Origin of the sequence: Coprobacillus sp. AF33-1AC, from assembly GCF_003475785.1 — a bacterium.
Lineage (GTDB): Bacteria > Bacillota_I > Bacilli_A > Erysipelotrichales > Coprobacillaceae > Faecalibacillus.
Genome location: NZ_QRQB01000002.1, coordinates 65,480 through 85,699 on the forward strand (window position 1 = coordinate 65,480; position 20,220 = coordinate 85,699).

At 29.1% G+C, this 20,220-nt stretch carries 19 protein-coding genes; 7 read left to right on the forward strand and 12 right to left on the reverse strand.

Going from position 1 to position 20,220, the window contains the following annotated elements; translation table 11 throughout:
• Positions 1–10: 10 nt before the first annotated feature.
• Complete coding sequence (locus tag DWZ53_RS01560) at positions 11–901, forward strand: MurR/RpiR family transcriptional regulator (protein ID WP_118431330.1); 891 nt, start codon at positions 11–13, stop codon at positions 899–901.
• A 9-nt stretch (positions 902–910) separates the two neighbouring features.
• On the opposite strand, the gene DWZ53_RS01565 is transcribed toward DWZ53_RS01560, so the two are convergent.
• From DWZ53_RS01565 to DWZ53_RS01585, 5 genes are all read right to left on the reverse strand, one after another.
• Positions 911–1,312 (reverse strand): C-GCAxxG-C-C family protein, encoded by a 402-nt coding sequence (locus DWZ53_RS01565; RefSeq protein WP_118431332.1) that lies wholly within the window; start codon positions 1,310–1,312, stop codon positions 911–913.
• Positions 1,313–1,427: 115 nt separating this feature from the next.
• A complete protein-coding gene (locus DWZ53_RS01570) occupies positions 1,428–2,351 on the reverse strand; it encodes a calcium/sodium antiporter (protein ID WP_118431334.1) in 924 nt (307 codons plus the stop codon).
• A gap of 206 nt (positions 2,352–2,557) precedes the next feature.
• The gene (locus tag DWZ53_RS01575) at positions 2,558–3,397 is read right to left on the reverse strand and encodes an HAD family hydrolase (protein WP_118431336.1); all 840 of its coding nucleotides are present in this window, start codon (positions 3,395–3,397) and stop codon (positions 2,558–2,560) included.
• An 11-nt stretch (positions 3,398–3,408) separates the two neighbouring features.
• Positions 3,409–4,248 carry an HAD family hydrolase gene (locus tag DWZ53_RS01580; protein ID WP_118431338.1) on the reverse strand — a complete coding sequence of 280 codons (840 nt, stop codon included), beginning with the start codon at positions 4,246–4,248 and terminating at the stop codon, positions 3,409–3,411.
• A 91-nt stretch (positions 4,249–4,339) separates the two neighbouring features.
• The gene (locus DWZ53_RS01585; RefSeq protein WP_118431340.1) at positions 4,340–4,609 is read right to left on the reverse strand and encodes a hypothetical protein; all 270 of its coding nucleotides are present in this window, start codon (positions 4,607–4,609) and stop codon (positions 4,340–4,342) included.
• Positions 4,610–4,991: 382 nt separating this feature from the next.
• On the opposite strand from DWZ53_RS01585, the gene DWZ53_RS01590 reads away from it, so the two are divergent.
• Complete coding sequence (locus tag DWZ53_RS01590) at positions 4,992–5,537, forward strand: flavin reductase family protein (RefSeq protein ID WP_118431342.1); 546 nt, start codon at positions 4,992–4,994, stop codon at positions 5,535–5,537.
• 22 nt (positions 5,538–5,559) lie between these two features.
• Complete coding sequence (locus tag DWZ53_RS01595) at positions 5,560–6,333, forward strand: hypothetical protein (RefSeq protein ID WP_118431344.1); 774 nt, start codon at positions 5,560–5,562, stop codon at positions 6,331–6,333.
• A gap of 21 nt (positions 6,334–6,354) precedes the next feature.
• On the opposite strand, the gene DWZ53_RS01600 is transcribed toward DWZ53_RS01595, so the two are convergent.
• From DWZ53_RS01600 to DWZ53_RS01615, 4 genes are all read right to left on the reverse strand, one after another.
• On the reverse strand, positions 6,355–7,467 hold the full coding sequence (locus tag DWZ53_RS01600) for a 5-methyltetrahydropteroyltriglutamate--homocysteine S-methyltransferase (RefSeq protein ID WP_118431346.1): 1,113 nt from the start codon (positions 7,465–7,467) through the stop codon (positions 6,355–6,357).
• 232 nt (positions 7,468–7,699) lie between these two features.
• The gene (locus DWZ53_RS01605) at positions 7,700–8,467 is read right to left on the reverse strand and encodes an ATP-dependent helicase (protein WP_118431348.1); all 768 of its coding nucleotides are present in this window, start codon (positions 8,465–8,467) and stop codon (positions 7,700–7,702) included.
• A 7-nt stretch (positions 8,468–8,474) separates the two neighbouring features.
• On the reverse strand, positions 8,475–10,781 hold the full coding sequence (locus DWZ53_RS01610) for a hypothetical protein (protein WP_118431350.1): 2,307 nt from the start codon (positions 10,779–10,781) through the stop codon (positions 8,475–8,477).
• A gap of 4 nt (positions 10,782–10,785) precedes the next feature.
• Positions 10,786–11,022, reverse strand: a complete 237-nt coding sequence (locus DWZ53_RS01615) for a hypothetical protein (RefSeq protein WP_118431352.1) — start codon at positions 11,020–11,022, stop codon at positions 10,786–10,788.
• Positions 11,023–11,195: 173 nt separating this feature from the next.
• Here DWZ53_RS01615 and DWZ53_RS01620 point away from each other — a divergent pair, with 173 nt between their 5' ends.
• On the forward strand, positions 11,196–12,788 hold the full coding sequence (locus DWZ53_RS01620) for a hypothetical protein (protein ID WP_118431354.1): 1,593 nt from the start codon (positions 11,196–11,198) through the stop codon (positions 12,786–12,788).
• A 62-nt stretch (positions 12,789–12,850) separates the two neighbouring features.
• On the opposite strand, the gene DWZ53_RS01625 is transcribed toward DWZ53_RS01620, so the two are convergent.
• Complete coding sequence (locus DWZ53_RS01625) at positions 12,851–13,972, reverse strand: DNA cytosine methyltransferase (protein ID WP_233541804.1); 1,122 nt, start codon at positions 13,970–13,972, stop codon at positions 12,851–12,853.
• A 111-nt stretch (positions 13,973–14,083) separates the two neighbouring features.
• On the opposite strand from DWZ53_RS01625, the gene DWZ53_RS01630 reads away from it, so the two are divergent.
• The 3 genes from DWZ53_RS01630 (at position 14,084) to glpK (ending at position 18,177) form a co-directional block, all read left to right on the forward strand.
• Positions 14,084–16,093: a DNA/RNA helicase domain-containing protein gene (locus tag DWZ53_RS01630; RefSeq protein ID WP_118431357.1), complete on the forward strand. Its 2,010-nt coding sequence runs from the start codon at positions 14,084–14,086 to the stop codon at positions 16,091–16,093.
• Between the two features lie 79 nt (positions 16,094–16,172).
• Positions 16,173–16,514 carry a hypothetical protein gene (locus DWZ53_RS01635; protein WP_118431359.1) on the forward strand — a complete coding sequence of 114 codons (342 nt, stop codon included), beginning with the start codon at positions 16,173–16,175 and terminating at the stop codon, positions 16,512–16,514.
• A gap of 181 nt (positions 16,515–16,695) precedes the next feature.
• Entirely contained in the window at positions 16,696–18,177 is a 1,482-nt protein-coding gene (gene glpK, locus DWZ53_RS01640; protein ID WP_118431361.1) for a glycerol kinase GlpK, read from the forward strand.
• A 37-nt stretch (positions 18,178–18,214) separates the two neighbouring features.
• Here the strand turns inward: glpK and DWZ53_RS01645 are convergent, their stop codons facing one another.
• On the reverse strand, positions 18,215–18,916 hold the full coding sequence (locus DWZ53_RS01645; protein WP_118431363.1) for a hypothetical protein: 702 nt from the start codon (positions 18,914–18,916) through the stop codon (positions 18,215–18,217).
• 350 nt (positions 18,917–19,266) lie between these two features.
• On the reverse strand, positions 19,267–20,127 hold the full coding sequence (locus DWZ53_RS01650; RefSeq protein WP_158568148.1) for an alpha/beta fold hydrolase: 861 nt from the start codon (positions 20,125–20,127) through the stop codon (positions 19,267–19,269).
• Positions 20,128–20,220 lie beyond the last annotated feature (93 nt).

The window sequence follows — 20,220 nt, forward strand, 5'->3', positions numbered from 1 at the left end:
AGGTGATGATATGCTTTTACAAGAAAAGATGAAAGAATATAAGTTTTCTCATAATGAACAACTCGTCATTGATTTCATTTTAAAACAACAAGAAAATATTAAAGATTATTCGGCTAAAATGATTGGTGATGAAACTTATACTGCCCCTTCTACTTTAATAAGAATTGCCCATAAATTAGGTTTTGATGGTTGGTTAGAGATGAAAGAAGCTTATTTAGATGAAGTGATTTATCTTAAAAATCACTTTCAAAATATTGATCCTAACTACCCTTTTACAAATCAAGATACAATGATGGATATAGCTCATAAGATTGTTCAATTACATATTGAAAGTACTAAAGATACTGCATCCCTGTTACATCATGATTCTTTGCAAAAAGCCATTCAAATTTTAAGAAAAGCTAAAGTTATTAAAGTCTTTGCTATCGCAAATCTTAACTATGCAGGTGAAGAATTTGTCTTCAAATTAAATCGTATTCATAAAACAGCATATATTCACTCCGTTCAGGATAACCAGTTTCAAGATGCTATTATGACGACCAAAGATGAATGTGCTATTTGTTTATCTTATTCTGGGGAAACCCCTACTTTATTAAAAACAGCCCACTTTTTAAAAGAAAATCAGGTTCCTATAATTGCGATTACCAGTTTAGGACAAAATAGTTTATCTGATTTGGCTGATGTTTCGCTTCATATCTCTACTCGTGAAAAATCATTTTCTAAGATTGCTGGATTTTCTTCATTACAATCTATTCATCTGATTTTAGATATTCTTTATTCATGTTTATTTTCATTAAACTATCAAGCTAACATTGACTATAAAATCAATGTCGCTAAACGAGTAGAATTGAACCGTGAGATTGATAATAAAATTATTGAAGAAAAATTGAAAGAAGACTAGTTCTTCTTTTTATTTTAGACATTCGTCTAAAATAGCGACCCCTTGTCTTAATACTTCACTACAATCTCTTTTTCTTTCTTGATTGATTTCTAATATACGATGGCAATGTATCGCCCCTATTTGTTCTTTAAAATCCATGGCTAAACATTTACCACAAGCATAACTTTTAAGTTTAGATTGAGGATGATCAAGACTTCCGTCACTGGTTTCTAAATAAGAGGTCAACATAGCCATTAATACTGGGATACAACATATTTCTTCTAATCCGGCAATTCCTCTGCCTAGTCCTTCTACCATTTTAAATAATTTCTTTTCATCAATATCTAAGGTATCTTGATAACAACTTAAAAAGGCTTGAGCACAGTTATAACCTTTTTTATGTAAAATCATCACTTGTTTTTCTCTATTCATTTTCTCACCTCACCTGTAGTTTAATGATTTTAAAAATTTCATAAATATAAAAAAATGAGAATGAATGACCATTCTCATTTCTTAAATGATTTTATTATCAATTTGTAAATAACATTTACATCAAACACAAATAAATAAAATAAAACATATAACAAAGAAGCATGATAATACCACAAGGCTTTCTTAATTCTTGATGTTTCATTGTACCAAACCATAAAACTAAGCCAGCTCCAACAGCAATCATTCCGTCAATAATAAATTTACTTTCAAAAGGAACACTACAAATAAGAGCCGTTGTTCCAATAACAAAAAGAATATTAAAAATATTACTTCCTACAATATTTCCAATTGCAATTCCAGCATTTCCTCTTTTTGCGGCAGTTACCGAAGTCACAAGTTCAGGGAGCGATGTCCCAAAAGCAACAATAGTAAGACCTATAAATCTTTCACTCATTCCAAAATATCTTGCAATTGCACTTGCTCCACTTACCGCAAAGTCACTACCCTTAATAACAAAAATTCCTCCAATAAGAATAAAACCAAGACATTTCCAGATAGGAACATTCTTTTCTTCATCTTGATTTTCACCATTTTTTGCCATGATAAATAAGTAAACAAGATAAGCTAAGAAAAGTATCCACAAGAATATACCTTCAATAAAGGTAATTTTCATATCAGTAATACCAAAGATAATAAGCATGATTGTAATAAAAATCATAAAAGGAATTTCATAATGAATGGTTGATTTATGTATTTTCACATTCGTTATAAGCGAGGTAATACCTAATATAATAAAAATATTTAAGATATTACTTCCTACAACATTTCCAATAGTAATACCGGCATTTTGTTGTAAGGCCGCTGTAATACTAACTGCTGCTTCAGGCATACTTGTTCCCATAGCAACAATAGTAAGTCCTATAATTAATTGGGGAATACCCAATTTTCTTGCTATGTTGGCTGCTCCCTCTACAAACCAATCAGCTCCTTTTACCAGAAAAATAAAACCTACTAATAAAATAATAATTTGTTTAATCATAACAATGACCCCCTTCTTTTTATTTTGCAGTAGGTATGAAAAAAGCGGACTCCTACTGCGTTGCAGTAAAAGTCTCGCTATTCAATCACTTTCCGAGCTATAAATTTTATAACTGTACTGACGAAGAAGTGAACCGGTTAATCGGCAAGCTACTCCCTTTTATAAATTTATTCTATCAAAATCTATTATTTCAAACAATCCTTTGATTAGATTAATTTTAAATATTTAAAAGCATGATATAAACCATCTTCATTGACATCATCAGTAATGTAATCAGCTGCTGCTTTAATTTCAGGTCCACCATTACCCATTGCTACATTATAGTTACAACATTCAAACATTGATAAGTCAATTTTAGCGTCACCAAAAGAAATCGTATCTTTTTTATCTGCGTGTAAGTAATCTAATAAGACTTCAATAGCGTGTCTTTTAGTAATACCTGTAGGTCCTAAGTCACCAAATAATGCCACTTCTCCTTTACCTCCCCAAGTATTCGCTACTAAATGAGGAAAGTCTTTTTTAGAATCTAAATGATCTTGATATGTTCTTAAAATAAAACTTATTTTATTGACATCATCACGGTATAAATCTTGACCTTGTAAGTGAATAAAACCATCAATAAAGTGTTGAGCCGAAGTTTTGGCATCTTCTAGATTAGCCCCTTTACCTCGAGCATATTTCACCATTGTTTCTGGTCCTTGTTCTAACATATAGTCATTACAATACATCCCACTATTGGCTTCTAAATAAAAACCAATATGTCTTTCATTACACCAATCAACAATATTCTTTACATCCTCTTTTGATAAACCTTGGTGCATGACCACATGTCCTTGATCTTCTACATACGCTCCATTACCACCAATCATCCCATCTAAATCACATAAATCTCTTTGTAGAATTTCAGCTTTAGAACAACCTGTACAAATATAGACTTTATGTCCATTCGCCCTAGCCATATCTACTGCTTTTCCAGCTGATGCTGGCATTTTTGCTTCATAATCAATTAATGTTCCATCTACATCTAAAAATACAATTTTACCCATATTTCTTTCTCCTATATTAATTTTAAATATTTAAAAGCATGATATAAACCATCATCATTAACATCACTGGTTACATAATCAGCTGCCGCTTTAATCTCTGGTCCACCATTACCCATAGCTACATTATAAGCGCAACATTCAAACATTGATAAATCCACTTTTGCATCACCAAAAGAAATCGTATCTTTTTTATCTGCATGTAAATAATCTAATAGGACTTCGATAGCATATTTTTTATTGATACCTGTTGGTCCTAAATCGCTAAATAAAGCCAATTCCCCTTTACCGCCCCAAGTATTATGTGCTAAATGAGGGAAATCTTTTATCGCATCTAAATGATCTTGATAATCTCTAATAATAAAATCTATTTTATTTACATCTTCTCGATAAAATTCATCACCATGAATTAAAGTAAATGAACCAATAAATTCATTTGCTTTTTCTTTAGCTTGCGATAAATCAGCCCCTTTACCTTGACCATATTTAACCATAACATCAGGTCCATCTTGTATCATTTGATCATTACAGTAAACTCCACTGTTTGTTTCTAGATAAAAGGCGAGGTTTCTATCTCGACACCACTGCACTACTTTTTTTACTTCTTCTAAAGGCATAGCACGATGCATAATGACTTGATCATGATCTTCTACATATGTTCCATTACCTAAAATCATGCCATCTAAATCACATAGATTTCTTTGTAGAATTTCATCTTTAGAACATCCTGTACAAATATAGACCTGATGACCATTGGCTCTAGCAATATCTACTGCTTGCCTAGCCGATGCTGGTAATTTTGTTTCATAATCAATTAATGTTCCATCTACATCTAAAAACACTATCTTACTCATTTTTGTTTTCTCCTTGTTGTCTATTATCTTTATTATATCGTAATTAACTTTAATTGAATATGTCATTTCAAGAAGTAAAAAAAGAAATTCCTTACAGAATTTCTTTTTTTATGCTTTCTATGTCTTTAGAATCTAATAACATATCAAATACTAAATCATATTCATCTAATGTAAGATCTTGTAAAAAATCATCATTATATCCAGGATAAGATTTATGAAAATATTTCAAAACCATTTCCTTTTTGGCATTTTTTCTTTCAAGACCTCTTTCTAAGGCTTTAGACCATTCTTCAAATTCAATCATTTCTTCATCTGATAATAAGATATCTTCTCGATTATAACGCTTAAATTTTCTTTCCATAATCTTAATCACCTCTTTTTATTATAGTCATTATAAAACCAAATTACATATTAAAACAAGCCTTGATAAGGATCATATCTAAAATGATGTATAGTTTTATCAAAAAAGTTGATACAAACTTTTATTCTTAATTATCAAGTATCATGCCTAATTACAATATTTGAACATAAAAACAGGAATGTCACCCCCGCCAATATGGGCGAAGGAACATTCCTGTCTACAATTATTATAAAGAAAATTAAATAAGTAATCAATTCTTAGTAGACAGTCGAAAATATCAACTTTATTTTCTACATTTAATCAATATCTTACTTACCTTCATATTATTTCACTTTCATAAATAAGTATGAATGTTATACTTATAGTAAGGAGGAAATATAAAATGAGAAAAGACTTAGGAGATAAAATGCAGTTTATGCCTTTACCAGTATTAATGATTGGTACTTATGATGAAAATGGAAAAGCAAATGTAATGAATGCTGCCTGGGGTGGTGTTTATGATTACAATCAAATTATGATTTCACTTTCTAAACATAAAACAACAGATAATCTAGAATTAAAGAAAGCTTTTACTGTTGCTTTCGCAACAAAGAAAACAGAAAAAATTTCTGACTACTTTGGTGTTGTTTCAGGTAATAAAGAAGATAAAATAGCTAAATCAGGTGTTCATGTTATTCATGGTAGTAAAGTAGATGCACCTATTATTGAAGAATATCCTTTAACATTAGAATGTACTGTTGAATCATTTGATGATGGTATTTTAATTGGTAATGTAGTTAATGTATCAGTAGATGAAGATTATTTAGATGATCAAGGAAAAATAGATGTAGATAAGATGGAAATTATTGCTTTTGATATGATTTCTAATACTTATCGTGTATTAGGAGATGTTGTTGGTAAAGCCTTTAAAGATGGTTTTGAATTATAATATAAAAAAGTAAGGGATGCAAATGGAAAAGACACCAGTTGTTACAAAAGAATTTATTAAAAAATATATACATAATGGTAATTATTATAGGGGTGGATGTATTAAAGATTTCGCTAAAAAGAATCATCTTACAATAATTGAAGCCACTGTTATCATTGATGATTTTACAAAACAAAATCAACAAATAATTGATGAAATGACTAAGAATTCTTTAACACCTCATCATCATTATTTATTAGTACTTGTCATTGAAATCATCATTGGTATCTATTTTGTAACACAAAACTATCATTATAAATCGCTATTTAGAATAATAGGATTAGGTATCACAATGGGTTTTTTATTCTTTATCATTACTATCTTTTTATGGGGCTTTTGGGATATGCTTACAGGAAAGATAACCTATCAACCTACAGTTAGTAAACAATCAAATATAAATCAAAAGAAAAAGTATGGTGCTAATCATTGTCCAAAGTGTGGCAGTACCAACATTTATTTATATGATGATGCTCCAGGAGGATATGATTATATTGAACCTGGATGTATGAATCCTAATCATTATAAAGATGTCAAATATTTTACAAGTGTACAGCATTTTAAAGATGATTTCATGGATCCAATGTATAATGCTCAATCTTTTAAAATAAAAAGAAAAAAGAAAGTGACTTCTAAAAGTAAAGTCACAGCTGCTCTTTTAACTGGTGGTATGTCTATTCCTTTTACTAAAGGGATTAAAAAGAAAGTATCTAGTGAATGGGCATGTAGAGATTGTCATTATCACTGGTATAAAAAATAAAAATTATAAAAGAAGTATGGGTTATCCCCACACTTCTTCTGCTATTTCTTTAACTAATTTTAATTTAGCCCATTGTTGTTCTTCTGTTAATTTATTACCAATTTCACAAGAAGCAAAACCACATTGTGGACTTAAATATAATCTATCTAAAGGAACATATTTAGAAGCTTCATGAATTCTTCTGATTACTAATTCTTTATCTTCTAAATCTGGTCTTTTTGTTGTAATTAAACCTAAGACCACTTTTTTATCTCCTGTTACTTGTCTAAGTGGAGCAAAGCCACCAGAACGTTCATCATCATATTCTAAGAAATAAGCATCTACATTTTCTTTACCAAATAATAGATCAGCAACACCATCATAAGCACCTGAACTAAAGTAAGTAGAATGATAATTACCTCTACATACATGTGTATTAATCATTAAATCTTTTGGTGCCTGAGCTACAACTTGATTATTTAAATCTAATAATAATTCTTTATATTTTTCTAATGCTTCTCCAGTTCTACCAGTTAAGCCAACTGCTAGTTTAGGGTTAACCATACCACCCCATACACAATCATCAAATTGTAATTGATGACATCCTGCTGCGTAGATTTCATTAACAAATTCTACATATCCTTTGACTACATCACTAGCAAAAGCTTCTTCACTACCATAGATTTCTAATGTTTTATCTAATAAATCAGCACCTGTAAAGAAAGCATAGAATTGTCCTGGTGAAGGAATAGTTTGTTTAGCAACAGTATTTTCATCTTCTAATGCTTTAACAAATTTAAAGTGTTCTACAAATGGATGGTTTTTAACAGAAATTTTACCTGTCATATATGTATCATCAATCATGGCTGCTTCACCATCAAATGTTTGATTACCATCAATTGTCTTTTTATGTTCTACCCCATTAAATCCCCACATAAAGTCTAAATGCCAAGTTGAACGTCTAAATTCACCATCAGTAATTGTATGATATCCTAATTCTTTTAATTTATTAACTAATTCAACAATACATTCATCTTCTACTTGAGTGAGTGCTTCTTTAGTTATATTTCCTGCTTCAAAATCTTTTCTTGCTTGTTTTAATCTATCTGGTCTTAAAAAACTACCTACAAATTCATATCTATTTAATTGACTCATTATATTCATTCCTTTCGTATTCATCATTATTTTATCAATGGAATAAATAGATGAGTAATATATTTTTTATATATGTTGGTATAGGTTGAGACTATGGCTAATTTTGTTATATTTTTCATAATAAATGCAATGAATGTACTAATTTCTAGTATAATAAAAAGATAAATAAAATATCTATCTTTTCATTGTATATACCTTAATTTTATCACTAAAAAGGGAACCCTTATTTGCCCTAGCTCATTAATTCTTTAAAAGAAATTGAACATATTTCATCTGTTATAATTCTTGATTTCATCTTACGTTTTAACTTAAAACATGCTTTAATATATTTTTTTGACCAAGTTGTTTTATTCTTAATTTTAGCAGATTTAGGATGTTCTTCGCAAAATTTTTTGAACTCTTTTAACCAATATTTATTCATATTTAATATTGAGGAATAAATATCAAACAGTTCTTCATTATTAAATACTTGTGTATCTTTATTTTTTAAATATTCATTAAGGGCTTTTAAAAATTCTCTCCATTCATCCTCTTTAATTTTCTCATTTTGAATACCAATCCAATCAAGAATTCTAGGATCATTATCTATAATGGTTCTGTCTAGCAAACTTTGCCACTGTCTCCACGATAGTTTTTCAACTACATCTACATCAATTGTTGAAAGCACAAAACATTGCTCATAAAAGCTTCTTCTTGAGGAATTTTTTCCTTCATCACGTTTTCTATCTATATTTGAAGCTAAAATTTTTATTTCATCCCAAAACCTTCTTCTTTCATAAACTGGTATATCATATTTTTCTAAAAATTCTCCTAAAATTAATCCTAAGTTATATTTAGACATAACTCCTTTTCCAAATCGTTCCTCGATATCTGTCTCAATTTCGGGAATTTCTTTTTTTAATGCGTTAAGTATATCATCAACAGATGCCTTTTCTTTTGAAGAAAGCATACCATCATAAAATATTCTTCCTTTACTATCAATTGTTACTAATTTACTCATAGCACTCCTAACTTATACTTTTATAGTATATATCTTCAATTTTGTTAATTATATTATTCGCTGCATCTTGTGGATCCATATCTGTAAATTTTTTATTATCCACATCAAACATATCAAATTTACCTTCATCTAAGTATAGCAAAACATATTGTTTTAACATTTGTTCTCGTAGATATTCATGCTGTAGCTCTGGATAATCTGATAATCTTGTATATGCTATATGTCCAACATTTAAAATTATTACTCTATTATCACCTGCTTCACACCACGATCTTTTTGGATTATCTGGTAAATCTTGACTTTTTATATCAAATGCATCATTTTTTCCATTCTTTTCATCAGAATTTAAGTAAAATTTCAAATAGTAAAAAGTAATTTTATCCCCTTTTTCATACATATCATCATCGTCATTAGCAATTAAAGTTGCACGTAATTCCAAAACACCCTTTTGTATATATTTTTCATATACCTCTTTAGAGAATTTAATTTCCTTTATAGGTTCTGTTATTACTTCTTCAAACGGCATCATTAAACCTTCAAATGATGCTACATGTTCAATCATTTGATTCATCGGATCAGTTGCATTATGGACTCTAATACTTAATTTATAGCTAAGGGGTTGATTTCTTTTATTTTCCAGCCTATATGTAATATTTTTTAAGGATTCACCATAATTAACTCTCCTGCTCTGTTCATTTGGAAACTCACATGAATGAACTGTCATTTTTACTATTTCTCTTGAATTATCTGGTTTATCAACATCATAAAAGAATGGTAATTCCTTATTTTTTTCCTTATTACTTCCAATTACTTTTACTTTAATTACTATTCTATTTTCTGAATATTGTCTCGAGTTTATTGATGTTACTTTGTGTCTTATTACCTCGTCATGAATATTGGAAGGATTTATAGATATTTCGTTATTGTAAATATTTGAAATACTTTCGTGTGTTTTTGCGTCAATTATATTAATACTAATATCAAATTTCTTTTTAGTTAAATAAGAATTTGATATTCTTATACAAAATGAAATCATGTCATTAGATGTTACTTTCTCTGTCCCAGCTTGAGGATAAGATATATTCTTTAATCTCACATCAAAATTTGATTTTTGAGGACCTTTTCCTAAATCCTCAAATCCTAAGCTATCAAATAATCCTTGTATATCCTCTGCAATTTCTTGTAATTCTTGTTTTAATTTTCTATCCTCAGACTCACGATCTTTAATATATCCCCATCCTATAAGCAAGTCTTTGAATTTTTTATTTGTGTAGTTTCTTAAATTCTGAAATTGTCTCCTTGTTTTTTTATATTTATTAACGCCAAAATGAACAGTATCTTCTATTTCTGCAAGCTCTTCTTCCCATGATTCATCAACCTCAATATAACCCCAAAATTTCTTATTAATTTTGGATGGAATATCTTTTAAATCAATCTCTCCAATTTTCATACCTTTCCTATAATAAGATATACCTTGCCAAATGTTTTTACCATCTTCAAAAACATATAGTCCAAAATGTTTTACACGATAACTAGTATCAGAATACTTCTCAGGTGATTCTAATTCAAACACTTTGTTACCATTCTTATAATTATCAGGCAAACCCACAGGTACACCATTAACTGAAATACATGAATCTTGAGGCAATCTTTCTATTATTAACCACCAAGACTCTTGAATGTATTTTATTATCTCACCCGAATTAATTGAATCCATTAATTCTTTTTTTGGATTAACAATAATCACTCTTGTCCCAACAGTGGTTTTATTTTCTAGTCCTAATTCTGACTTAATAAACCTTTTGGCTTCTTCATTTTCAAATGCCTTTTTATGAACTTGACCCGCTTTATTATGATTTGCTATATAAATACCATCTTCTCTTAAGGAATCAAAATAATACGTATAATCATTAGAGGCTACTGAATATACACTTTTCCCAGCACCAAAAAGACCTCCTCCAGTTGTATTACCACCTGAATTAAACATAGATGTAAACCTAGCAAGTCTCTCATTACTTCCTAATGAAATATCTTTTTCCATATATTTATTTATATCATCAGTAGACATATTTTTCCCAGTTAACCCCTGTGTTCCAAAATCTTCTACTATAACATATACACCTTTTTCATTTTTAACTACCGAAATATCACACTTCCAATTTTTCCATTTTTTGGTTTTACGCGCTCCAACCGCATTTTGTATAGCATCTTTTTGAAAACCATTTGGAAAAGAAACTCCTGCACCTTCATAGGCTCCTATTATCCAATTTACACTATTTTTGTAGTTTTGTGGAATTTGTGAAAGTTCGTTCATATTATTAGTCCTCCAAAGTGAATTTTGTATTCTTTCTACAATCAACCTTACTAAACTTCTTTTTTGCTTCCTTTAATTCTAATTCAATTGCATTAAATATTTTATCTACGTCTTTTGATGTATATTCATACGTACTAGTATTTGAACAATTTGATAGCAATTGAATCATATCTATTATTTTATTTGTTCTTGCTTCAGCCAATCTAACAAATCTATCTCTTTTTGTTTCAGTATTATGCATATTTCCACCTCATTTAGAATATATCTTACAATTTAAAGATATCATATTATAAAATTATTGTATATATATTTTTCATATATTTGTAATATTTTTCATATATTTTAATATTATCGGATTATAATGGTTTATTTTATTTATAATTAATGTATAATTAATCATGAGAGGTATTTAATATGTGGAAAAATTTAAATAAAGAAAAAAAAGATGAGTATAAAAGAATGATTTTGGCTTTTTCTAGCTTAACTGAAATGTTTTCTCAGAAAAACAATAACAATAACACTCTTTTAACTCCAATAATTAATTCAAAATTTCAAGAAACAATATTTCAAAAAGTATTTGGGGCATCGGCAGAAGATATATCCAATACTTCCTTCGATGTTGCCCTAAAAGAAAAAAACAAAAAAAATCAAGAGACTAAATACTTAATTGGTATCAAAACATTTGGATTTAGCTCAAACTATCAAAAAGTGGCCCAATTTAAAGCTCAAAATGACTTATGGTCACCATTAATTAATACTATTAATAAAAATTCTTTAAATAAAACAAAAGAACAAATAAATAAAATAAACAACAATATATATTTAACTCTTGCTAAAAATATAGCTAAATTACGTAATCAAAGAATTCAATCATCAATAGCAAATATTAAAGGATTTAATATCCATGAAAACGATAATGTAGAAGCTATTTATCATGTACTAATGCCGTCAAATAAAAATCTAAATTCCAATACAAATGGTACTGCACAAATTCATGTTGGTGAAACTCCCTATACTCTCATTGATATTAATAATTTAAAAATAATAGGCTGCACAGGGAAAAGTCATCCATCAAACTTTGAATTCACTGATGGGATACATAAGTATAAATATACATCTGCAGATTGCCAATTATATATGGATTTTGATAATACTAATATCGTCAAAGAATCATGGAACGTACAATATGCGCAAAATGCTTATGACATTTTTGCAAAAATCGCTGAATATGCTGATAACTTCAATTTGGAAATAGGTACAAATGAGATTATAGAATCCTATTCATGGAAAATTACTAACAAAAATAACGAAGTTGAATTATTCAGTGGATTTAATTCATTTTATGGTGTTGGTTCTAAATCGCCAATCTCACAAAGAAAACGTAACTTAGATAAATTTAAAAAACAATTTATAAGAGAACTCGATACGATAACATATAATAAAATTATTTCATATATTGAGCACTATCTCTTTTCTGAAGCCAAAACTAAAGATGCTAAGATTTGTAAAGCAACTGAAAGAAAAAAATTTATTGATTTCATTTTACAACAAAAAAATAAAACATTAACAAACGAAACTTTAAAATTATTATTTAGACCAAAAAATGAATTATACATTCCAATCCCTAATTCTTTTAAATTTCATAGTAATTATCCTAATTTTTTTGGAGACAATACACTTGAATTTGATAATAAGAAAAATATAATCACAAACCCAGCAAATAGAGAATTTAATTTAATATTTGAACCATCTGGAGACTCAATAAAAGCATATATTACGCAACAAGCAGGAAAAGCAATTGAATCAGTTAAAAAACAAACATATTTAGGAGAATGGATCCTAAGAAATGTATTCCAATTAGAAGAATATGAGCCACTGACAGTTACCAAATTAAATGAACTTGGTATTAATGGTATAAGACTATATAAAACTTCTCAATCAAGTGATATTCATATTTCATTTATATGGATCGATTCAGATAATCCACCTGAAGATTATTTTGTATAAACAAATCAATCTATAATAGTCAAATATATTAAAAAGTCTGACCACAAAAAGTGATCAGACTTTTATAATAATTCTATGTATTTTTGTTTCCTTAGCTCTTCATTATTTACTATTAAATCAATATCAGAAATTGTAGCACCATCTTTTATTAAAACCCTAACTAATTCTATAAATTTTGAATCATCTAATTTTGAATTAACTAATTTATCATTTAATGATAAAGAATCAAATATATTGATTGCTATACGTTCAATTACGGGAACAACAACTGAGTTTCCTGCTTGTTTGTAAAGGCGTGCGTTACTTTGATCTGGTAAATGAAAATTTTTCGGAAATCCCTGCACTCTAAAGCACTCCAATGGTGTCAATTTTCTAATACGGTTATCATCAGTTAATATTAATGGTACATTATGACCACCAGTTCCCATATTAGCTGTTAATGTTGGAACAACATTACTTTTATTTTCCCTTACGTACTTCCTTCTCCATTGGTAAATACTATTATGATTTGTAATATCTCTTTCCAAGATATCATAAAATTTACATTTATCAGCTGAATAGTAATATTTTTCGTCTACCTTTTCTGAAAAATCAATAACATTTCTAATCGAATTAGTTAATTCAATAGGCATTGGCATAGAAAAATGTTCTTTATCTTTTTCATCTCTAAACGCTACAATATATATTCTCTCCCTATTTTGTGGAACATTACCATATTCACATGCATTTAATACTCTATAGTCACATTGATAGCCTAGTAAATTTAGTTGTTCACAAATTACTCTAAAAGTTTTCCCCTTATCGTGTCCTACTAAATTTTTTACGTTTTCAAACAGTGCAACTCTTGGACGTCTAGCCTTCATTATTCTAATTAGTTCAAAGAATAAATCTCCGCGTCCCTGATCATCTTTAAAACCTTGTTGATATCCAGCTATACTAAATGCTTGACAGGGAAAACCTCCTATCAATATATCAAAATCTGGTATTTCATCAGGTTTCACATCATGAATATCTCGACAATCTACTTTTAAATCAAAATTCATTTCAAACGTATCTGCCACGTAACGATCAATTTCATTAGCATATACTGTTTCAAAACCTGCTCTTTCAAAGCCTAAATCAATTCCACCAACACCAGCAAAAAAACTAGCCACTTTATATCCCATCAAAATCACCATAAACATGTTAACACATATCGCGGCACGCCGCAATTGTTTTCGTATTCATTTTAAAATTTCACTTACTTCTGTTTTTTATAAATAAATTCTGATATCATTTTCTTAAGAGGTAATCTTATGAACAAATATACATATTCAAAACAACGGAACAAAGCATATTACTATAACGATATATCAGAATTTATTAAAGATGATGCAAGAGAAATTTTACATTCATTAATTCAACATTCATTTAAACAGTTTGATGATACAAACAAAGAGCAAAATGATGCTTGGAAATCTCAAATACAAGAATTACAATCAAGATTAAAAAAACATGGTATAGAAGGCGATATTATATTTGAATATGATATTATTCGATTGGGCAAAAGAATAGATGTCATTCTTTTAATTAGACATATGGTTTTCTCACTTGAATTTAAAAATGGAAAATCTGCTTTTACAGCTCTTGATGCCCAACAAGCAGAAGATTATGCTATTGATATAAAAAATTTTCATAAAGAATCTGAAAATTTATATGTTTGTCCAATATTAATTGCCACTGATGCTAAGCCATATACGAAGCAACAAACAATAGGACATTATCCAGACAAACAAATATATCTTCAAAGAGAAAATATAGAAACATTAGTTCCAAAGGTTAACAAGATTATAAACACATATGGAACAAATGAAAAAATTGATTTTGATAAATGGTTTAATTCGCCTTATTACCCCACTCCTACCATTATTTCGGCTGCAGTAGAAGCTTATAAAACTCATTCATTAACAGAAATTGCAAACTCGGAAGCAGGTCAAGAAAACATTGATGCTTGTGAAAAACAGATATCTAGACTAATAAGAGAAGCAAAAGAGAAAAGTCAGAAATATATCTGCTTTGTCACAGGTGTACCAGGTGCGGGAAAAACACTTGTTGGTCTAGACGTAGTTGCAAAAAGTTTAGATAAAGACAAATCCGAACTAAGTGTTTATCTTTCAGGAAATGGACCATTAGTGGATGTGCTAAGAGAAGCATTAAAAATAAGTTCAAAATCTGAGGGACTCAAATCAAAACAAACTGACGCTTCAATTAATGCGCTAATACAAAGTAGTTTTGGCTTTAAACGTGATAATGCTACTTCAGATAAGCCTACAGCTGAAAAAATCTTAATATTCGACGAAGCTCAAAGAGTTTGGAATAAAGAAAAAATGTCTAAAAAGCACAATGATGATATGTTACGTGTAAGTGAACCACACTTATTAGTTGACATCATGAATAGACATAAAAAATGGGCAGTAATCGTTTGTCTTGTTGGATTAGGACAAGATATATACGATGGTGAAGTAGGCATAAATGAATGGTTTAGAACATGTATAGAGGATTTCAAAGAATGGCATATGTTTTATTCACCAAAAATATTCACTCAAATAGAAGATAAAAATATAGACAAAAAATCAATATTAAATTGTACTCGATGTCATCCACTAGAGCATTTGCACTTATCTACATCAATAAGATCTTTTAGATCAAATAACCAAAGTAAATTTGTCGATAGTTTGCTAAATAACGATATAGAAAATGCATCAAATTATTATAACGAAATAATCAATAAATACCCTATTTATATTACACGAAATATCAACCAAGCAAAAAAATGGGCGCACTCGCAGGTTAGAGGTTCACAAAGGTGTGGAATTCTTGCTTCAAGTGGTGCACAAAGGCTCAAATCGGAAGGAGTCTATGTTCCTAAAGATATTAATCACGTAAAGTGGTTTTTAGCTGAACCAAATGATGTAAGATCTTCAAATATGATGGAAGTTGTTGCTAGCGAATTTAAAGTACAAGGATTAGAAATTGATTGGGCAGTTGTTTGTTGGGATGCTGATCTTAGAAGAAAATCTGATAAATTTGATTGGGATTATTACTCATTTAGGGGAACAAAATGGAATAAACGCAATAAACCAGAATTACAGCGTTATCTAATCAACTCATATAGAGTACTATTAACAAGAGCTAGGCAAGGTATGGTACTGTTTGTTCCTAAAGGCGTTGACCCCGAAGAAGATCCCACAAGAAATAGTTTGTTTTATGAAGGAATATATAAATATCTTAAATCATGCGGTATTAAAGATTTACCAAAACAATAAAATTGAAAATAGCATATATAATAATAAAGGGATATACTATTGATATATTAATATACGTAAAGATAAGGGGTGAATATATATGCTAATGGAAATCTATTTAAGTGAAGAAAAAGCAAATAAAAATAATATTGATTTAGATGAATGTTATCAAAAGATAGATAAGTATTTTAAATCACGTGGCGTAAAGATTGTATCAAGAGGTATTTATAAAGGTGTTAGAAAAGATTTTGAAACTTTTGCTATTGCACAAGGATCATTACCTGATACACCATGGTTTTTAAAAGTAGTAGATCAATGGTATATAAGTTATTTTGGAGATGGACCTGAAAGCCCAGAATATAGGTCAGATGCATTAGACTCTTATTATCGAATTACTAAACAAACAAATGAATACATTAGAAAGCAAAAAGTCTATTATTGACAACTGGTACTCAGTTGATTAAAATGTAGATGCATAAAAAAATATACTGAGTATATTTTGTAAGGACTGTGTAGCAATACATCGTCCTATTTTTTTATATAAAATGTAATTATGTAGTCTAACTTTATATTATCCATTTTCTCATAATCTATATTATAATAAGAAAAAGGAGAATGATTTTATGGAAGAATTTATTTTATCAATAGATCAGGGAACAACGAGTACTAGAGCTATCTTGTTTGATAAACAAGGAAAACTAAGATACTCATCACAAAGAGAAATAACACAATATTTCCCTCATCCTGGTTGGGTAGAACATGATGCTTTAGAAATCTATCAATCAGTCATAGAAGTTGTACAAAGTTTATTCATTGAAAATAATATTAAAGCAAACCAAATAAAAGGAATTGGTGTTACAAACCAAAGAGAAACAACTGTAGTATGGAATAAAAAAACAGGTCAACCTATTTATCATGCTATTGTCTGGCAATCACGTCAATCTCAAGATATATGTGATCAACTTATTCAAGAAGGATATAGTGAATTTATACAAAATAAAACGGGTTTACTTATTAATCCTTATTTTAGTGCCAGTAAGATTAAATGGATCTTAGAACATACTCATGAAAACAAAGATGATTTATTATGTGGTACGATTGATAGTTGGTTAGTATGGAAATTAACAGGTGGAAAGGTTCATGTAACTGATTATAGTAATGCTTCTAGAACATTACTTTATAATATTTATGATTTTAAATGGGATGAAGAATTATTAGATTTATTTTCTATTCCTCAATCTATGTTACCAGAAGTAAAGGATTCTTCTTGTATATATGGTTATAGTGATGAATCTTTACTTACTGGTTTACATTTTAAAGCCCCTATATGTGGTATTGCTGGTGATCAACAAGCATCCTTATTTGGTCAAACATGTTTTCATCATGGCGATGTTAAAAATACATATGGCACAGGATGTTTTATGTTAATGAATACCGGACATCAACCTGTTCATTCTAAAAAAGGCTTACTTACAACAATCGCATGGGGCCTTCATCATCAAATTACTTATGCTTTAGAAGGATCCGTCTTTGTCGGTGGTAGTGTTATGCAATGGCTAAGAGATGGTCTTCATCTCTTTGATAATGTAGCTTGTAGTGAAGAAATGATTAAAGATTTAAAAGATAATGAAGGGGTTTATTTAGTTCCTGCTTTTGTGGGTTTAGGTACCCCTTATTGGGATAATGATGTAAGAGGGACATTACTAGGTCTTACAAGAGGAACAACTCAAGGCCATATTATCCGTGCCGCTTTAGAATCCATTGCATATCAAAGTAAAGATGTCATTGAAACTATGAAAGAAGAATCTAAACTAACATTAGATCACTTATTTGTTGATGGTGGTGCTACTGCCAACCACTTTTTGATGCAATTTCAAAGTGATATGCTCAATACTCAAATACTGATTCCTCAAGTAAAGGAAACAACGGCGTTAGGTGCTGCTTATCTAGCAGGACTCGCTATTGGTTTTTGGAAAGACCAAGAAGAAATAAAACAACTTCATACTATTTCTACAACCTATAAACCTAGCATGTCTTTAAAACAACAAACTCAAAACTATGAAGGTTGGAAAAAGGCTATTGCTGCAACAAAAGTATTTAAATAACCAAAAAGCTTGTATCCAAATACGATACAAGCTTTTCTTATTTAACCATGTCTCTTACAAATTCAACAACTTCGCTATTTTTCTCTTGAATATCTGAATCATTCATCATCTCATCTAAAGTCATCCAATAATAATGTTTATTATTAATAACAAAATTATCCTTTTCCATCATGGGCAATAATGGCTGAATAGTCATAATATATAATTTATGATTATAGACTCTATTTTCATTGTGACTTACAGAATACTTTTCCTGTATTCTAGAAGCAATATATTGACAAGATAAAGATGATACGTCTATATCTAAATCTTTACTAACAGCATTAAGAATAAACTGTTCATTATTTACTTTTTGTGTTTTATAATTTAAAAACAGTTTACATTGCCATCTTTCATCATCATATAGTAAATAATGTTCACTATGTTTAATGATAACAAGAGAATGATTATGCTGTATGAGATTTAAATTGTTTATATCAACTATTAAATTTTCATGGTCATATTTTTTCATCATACTTCTTTTTCCTATCTTCATTAAATATATTATTCCAATAAGAATAAATATAGTCTTGATTTGATTTCCAGATAGTAACCCAATTTGATCATATTGCGCTGTTAAAACAGACAATATAAATGATACTGCTGCTATCCATGTATCAAAAGTTACTTGATTTCCTATATAATCCCTTTTTTTCTCTACTAGTAATTCTAAATCCTTTGTATCTATTAATAATCTCATTGCTTTATTAATCTTTCCAAAATTATAACTTAATCCCCAACAATATACAAGAAATATAGTTTTTAGGGTATCGGATTAATTAATAATTTCACCTCCCATATTTATATATAAAATATAAGTTATTTTTTCTTCTATTTATTAAAAAAAAGGTTTTTGGTTTGATTTTCTTCAACTTTTTTTAGTTCTTTCGTAACAGCCTCTTGAGAATATTTTCTCTAAGCATCGTCAATTTAATATTTTGCTCTTTGACCATCTTCTTTAGTTTGATCAAAACTTCTCATTATAATATGCTCCTTATCTTATATGTATATTATTTTAAGCATATTAACTATTATAATAAATATATTCTTTTATGACTCATTATTCATCTTTTCTAAAAATGCACGTATTGTTGTTACATATTCATCTACATTAAGAACAGTAGAAAGATGCCCTCCAGATATATATTTGATTTCTGGTTGATGCATAAGCTGAATAAGATCTTCTTGCATCTTGCCTGAAAAGAAATCTTGGTTTGGAAGAATAAGCAATATTTTACCTTCTAATGCTTTAAAATCATCTTTAGTAACTGGAATTTGATTCATAACATCAGCTAACAATCCTGTAATATGAACATCTTTTTCTTTAGTGTAATCTTTAAAAATGGTTTCAAACATATCTCTAGCATAGTTGATTTGTTCTTGACTTTCTCCTCGAATATGCCCCATTCCTAATTTAATAAGTCTTGGTTTTAATTTCTCATAGTTACAATGTTTCATATAAAATAACATGATCGGTGCAAAAAAATATTTCTTTTTAAGACTCTTAATTGTATTAGCGTCTAATCCGCCGGTAGAGATTAAAACAAGTCCTCCCACTTCTTGAGGATATTTTTGCACGTAGATTTGAGCAACCATCCCACCATCACTAGCACCAATAAATATAGGATCAATAATGTTAAGCTTGTTAAAAAAGGCATGTATTCCTGTTACTAACTCTTGATTTGTTTTCAATGTTTGGGGATAGTCAAAGAGTAAAACTTGATAATCTTGAGCTAAATTATCTACATACTCCATCCACATTTCTAAAGTATTCATTCCCCCATTTAACATCACTAATGTTTGACTATTCTTATTTTCGCTTAATACATACTTAAATGTATTACCATCAATATTTATATTTTTATATGTATGGCTTGCTTGAAATGACTTTAAATCTTGAGAATATGACATATCGTTTTCCCCTTTCATAATTAAATAGCATTAGTTAGTCATATCTAACCAATGCTATTTTAACATATCTTGAACATAATTTCTTTAGTCTTA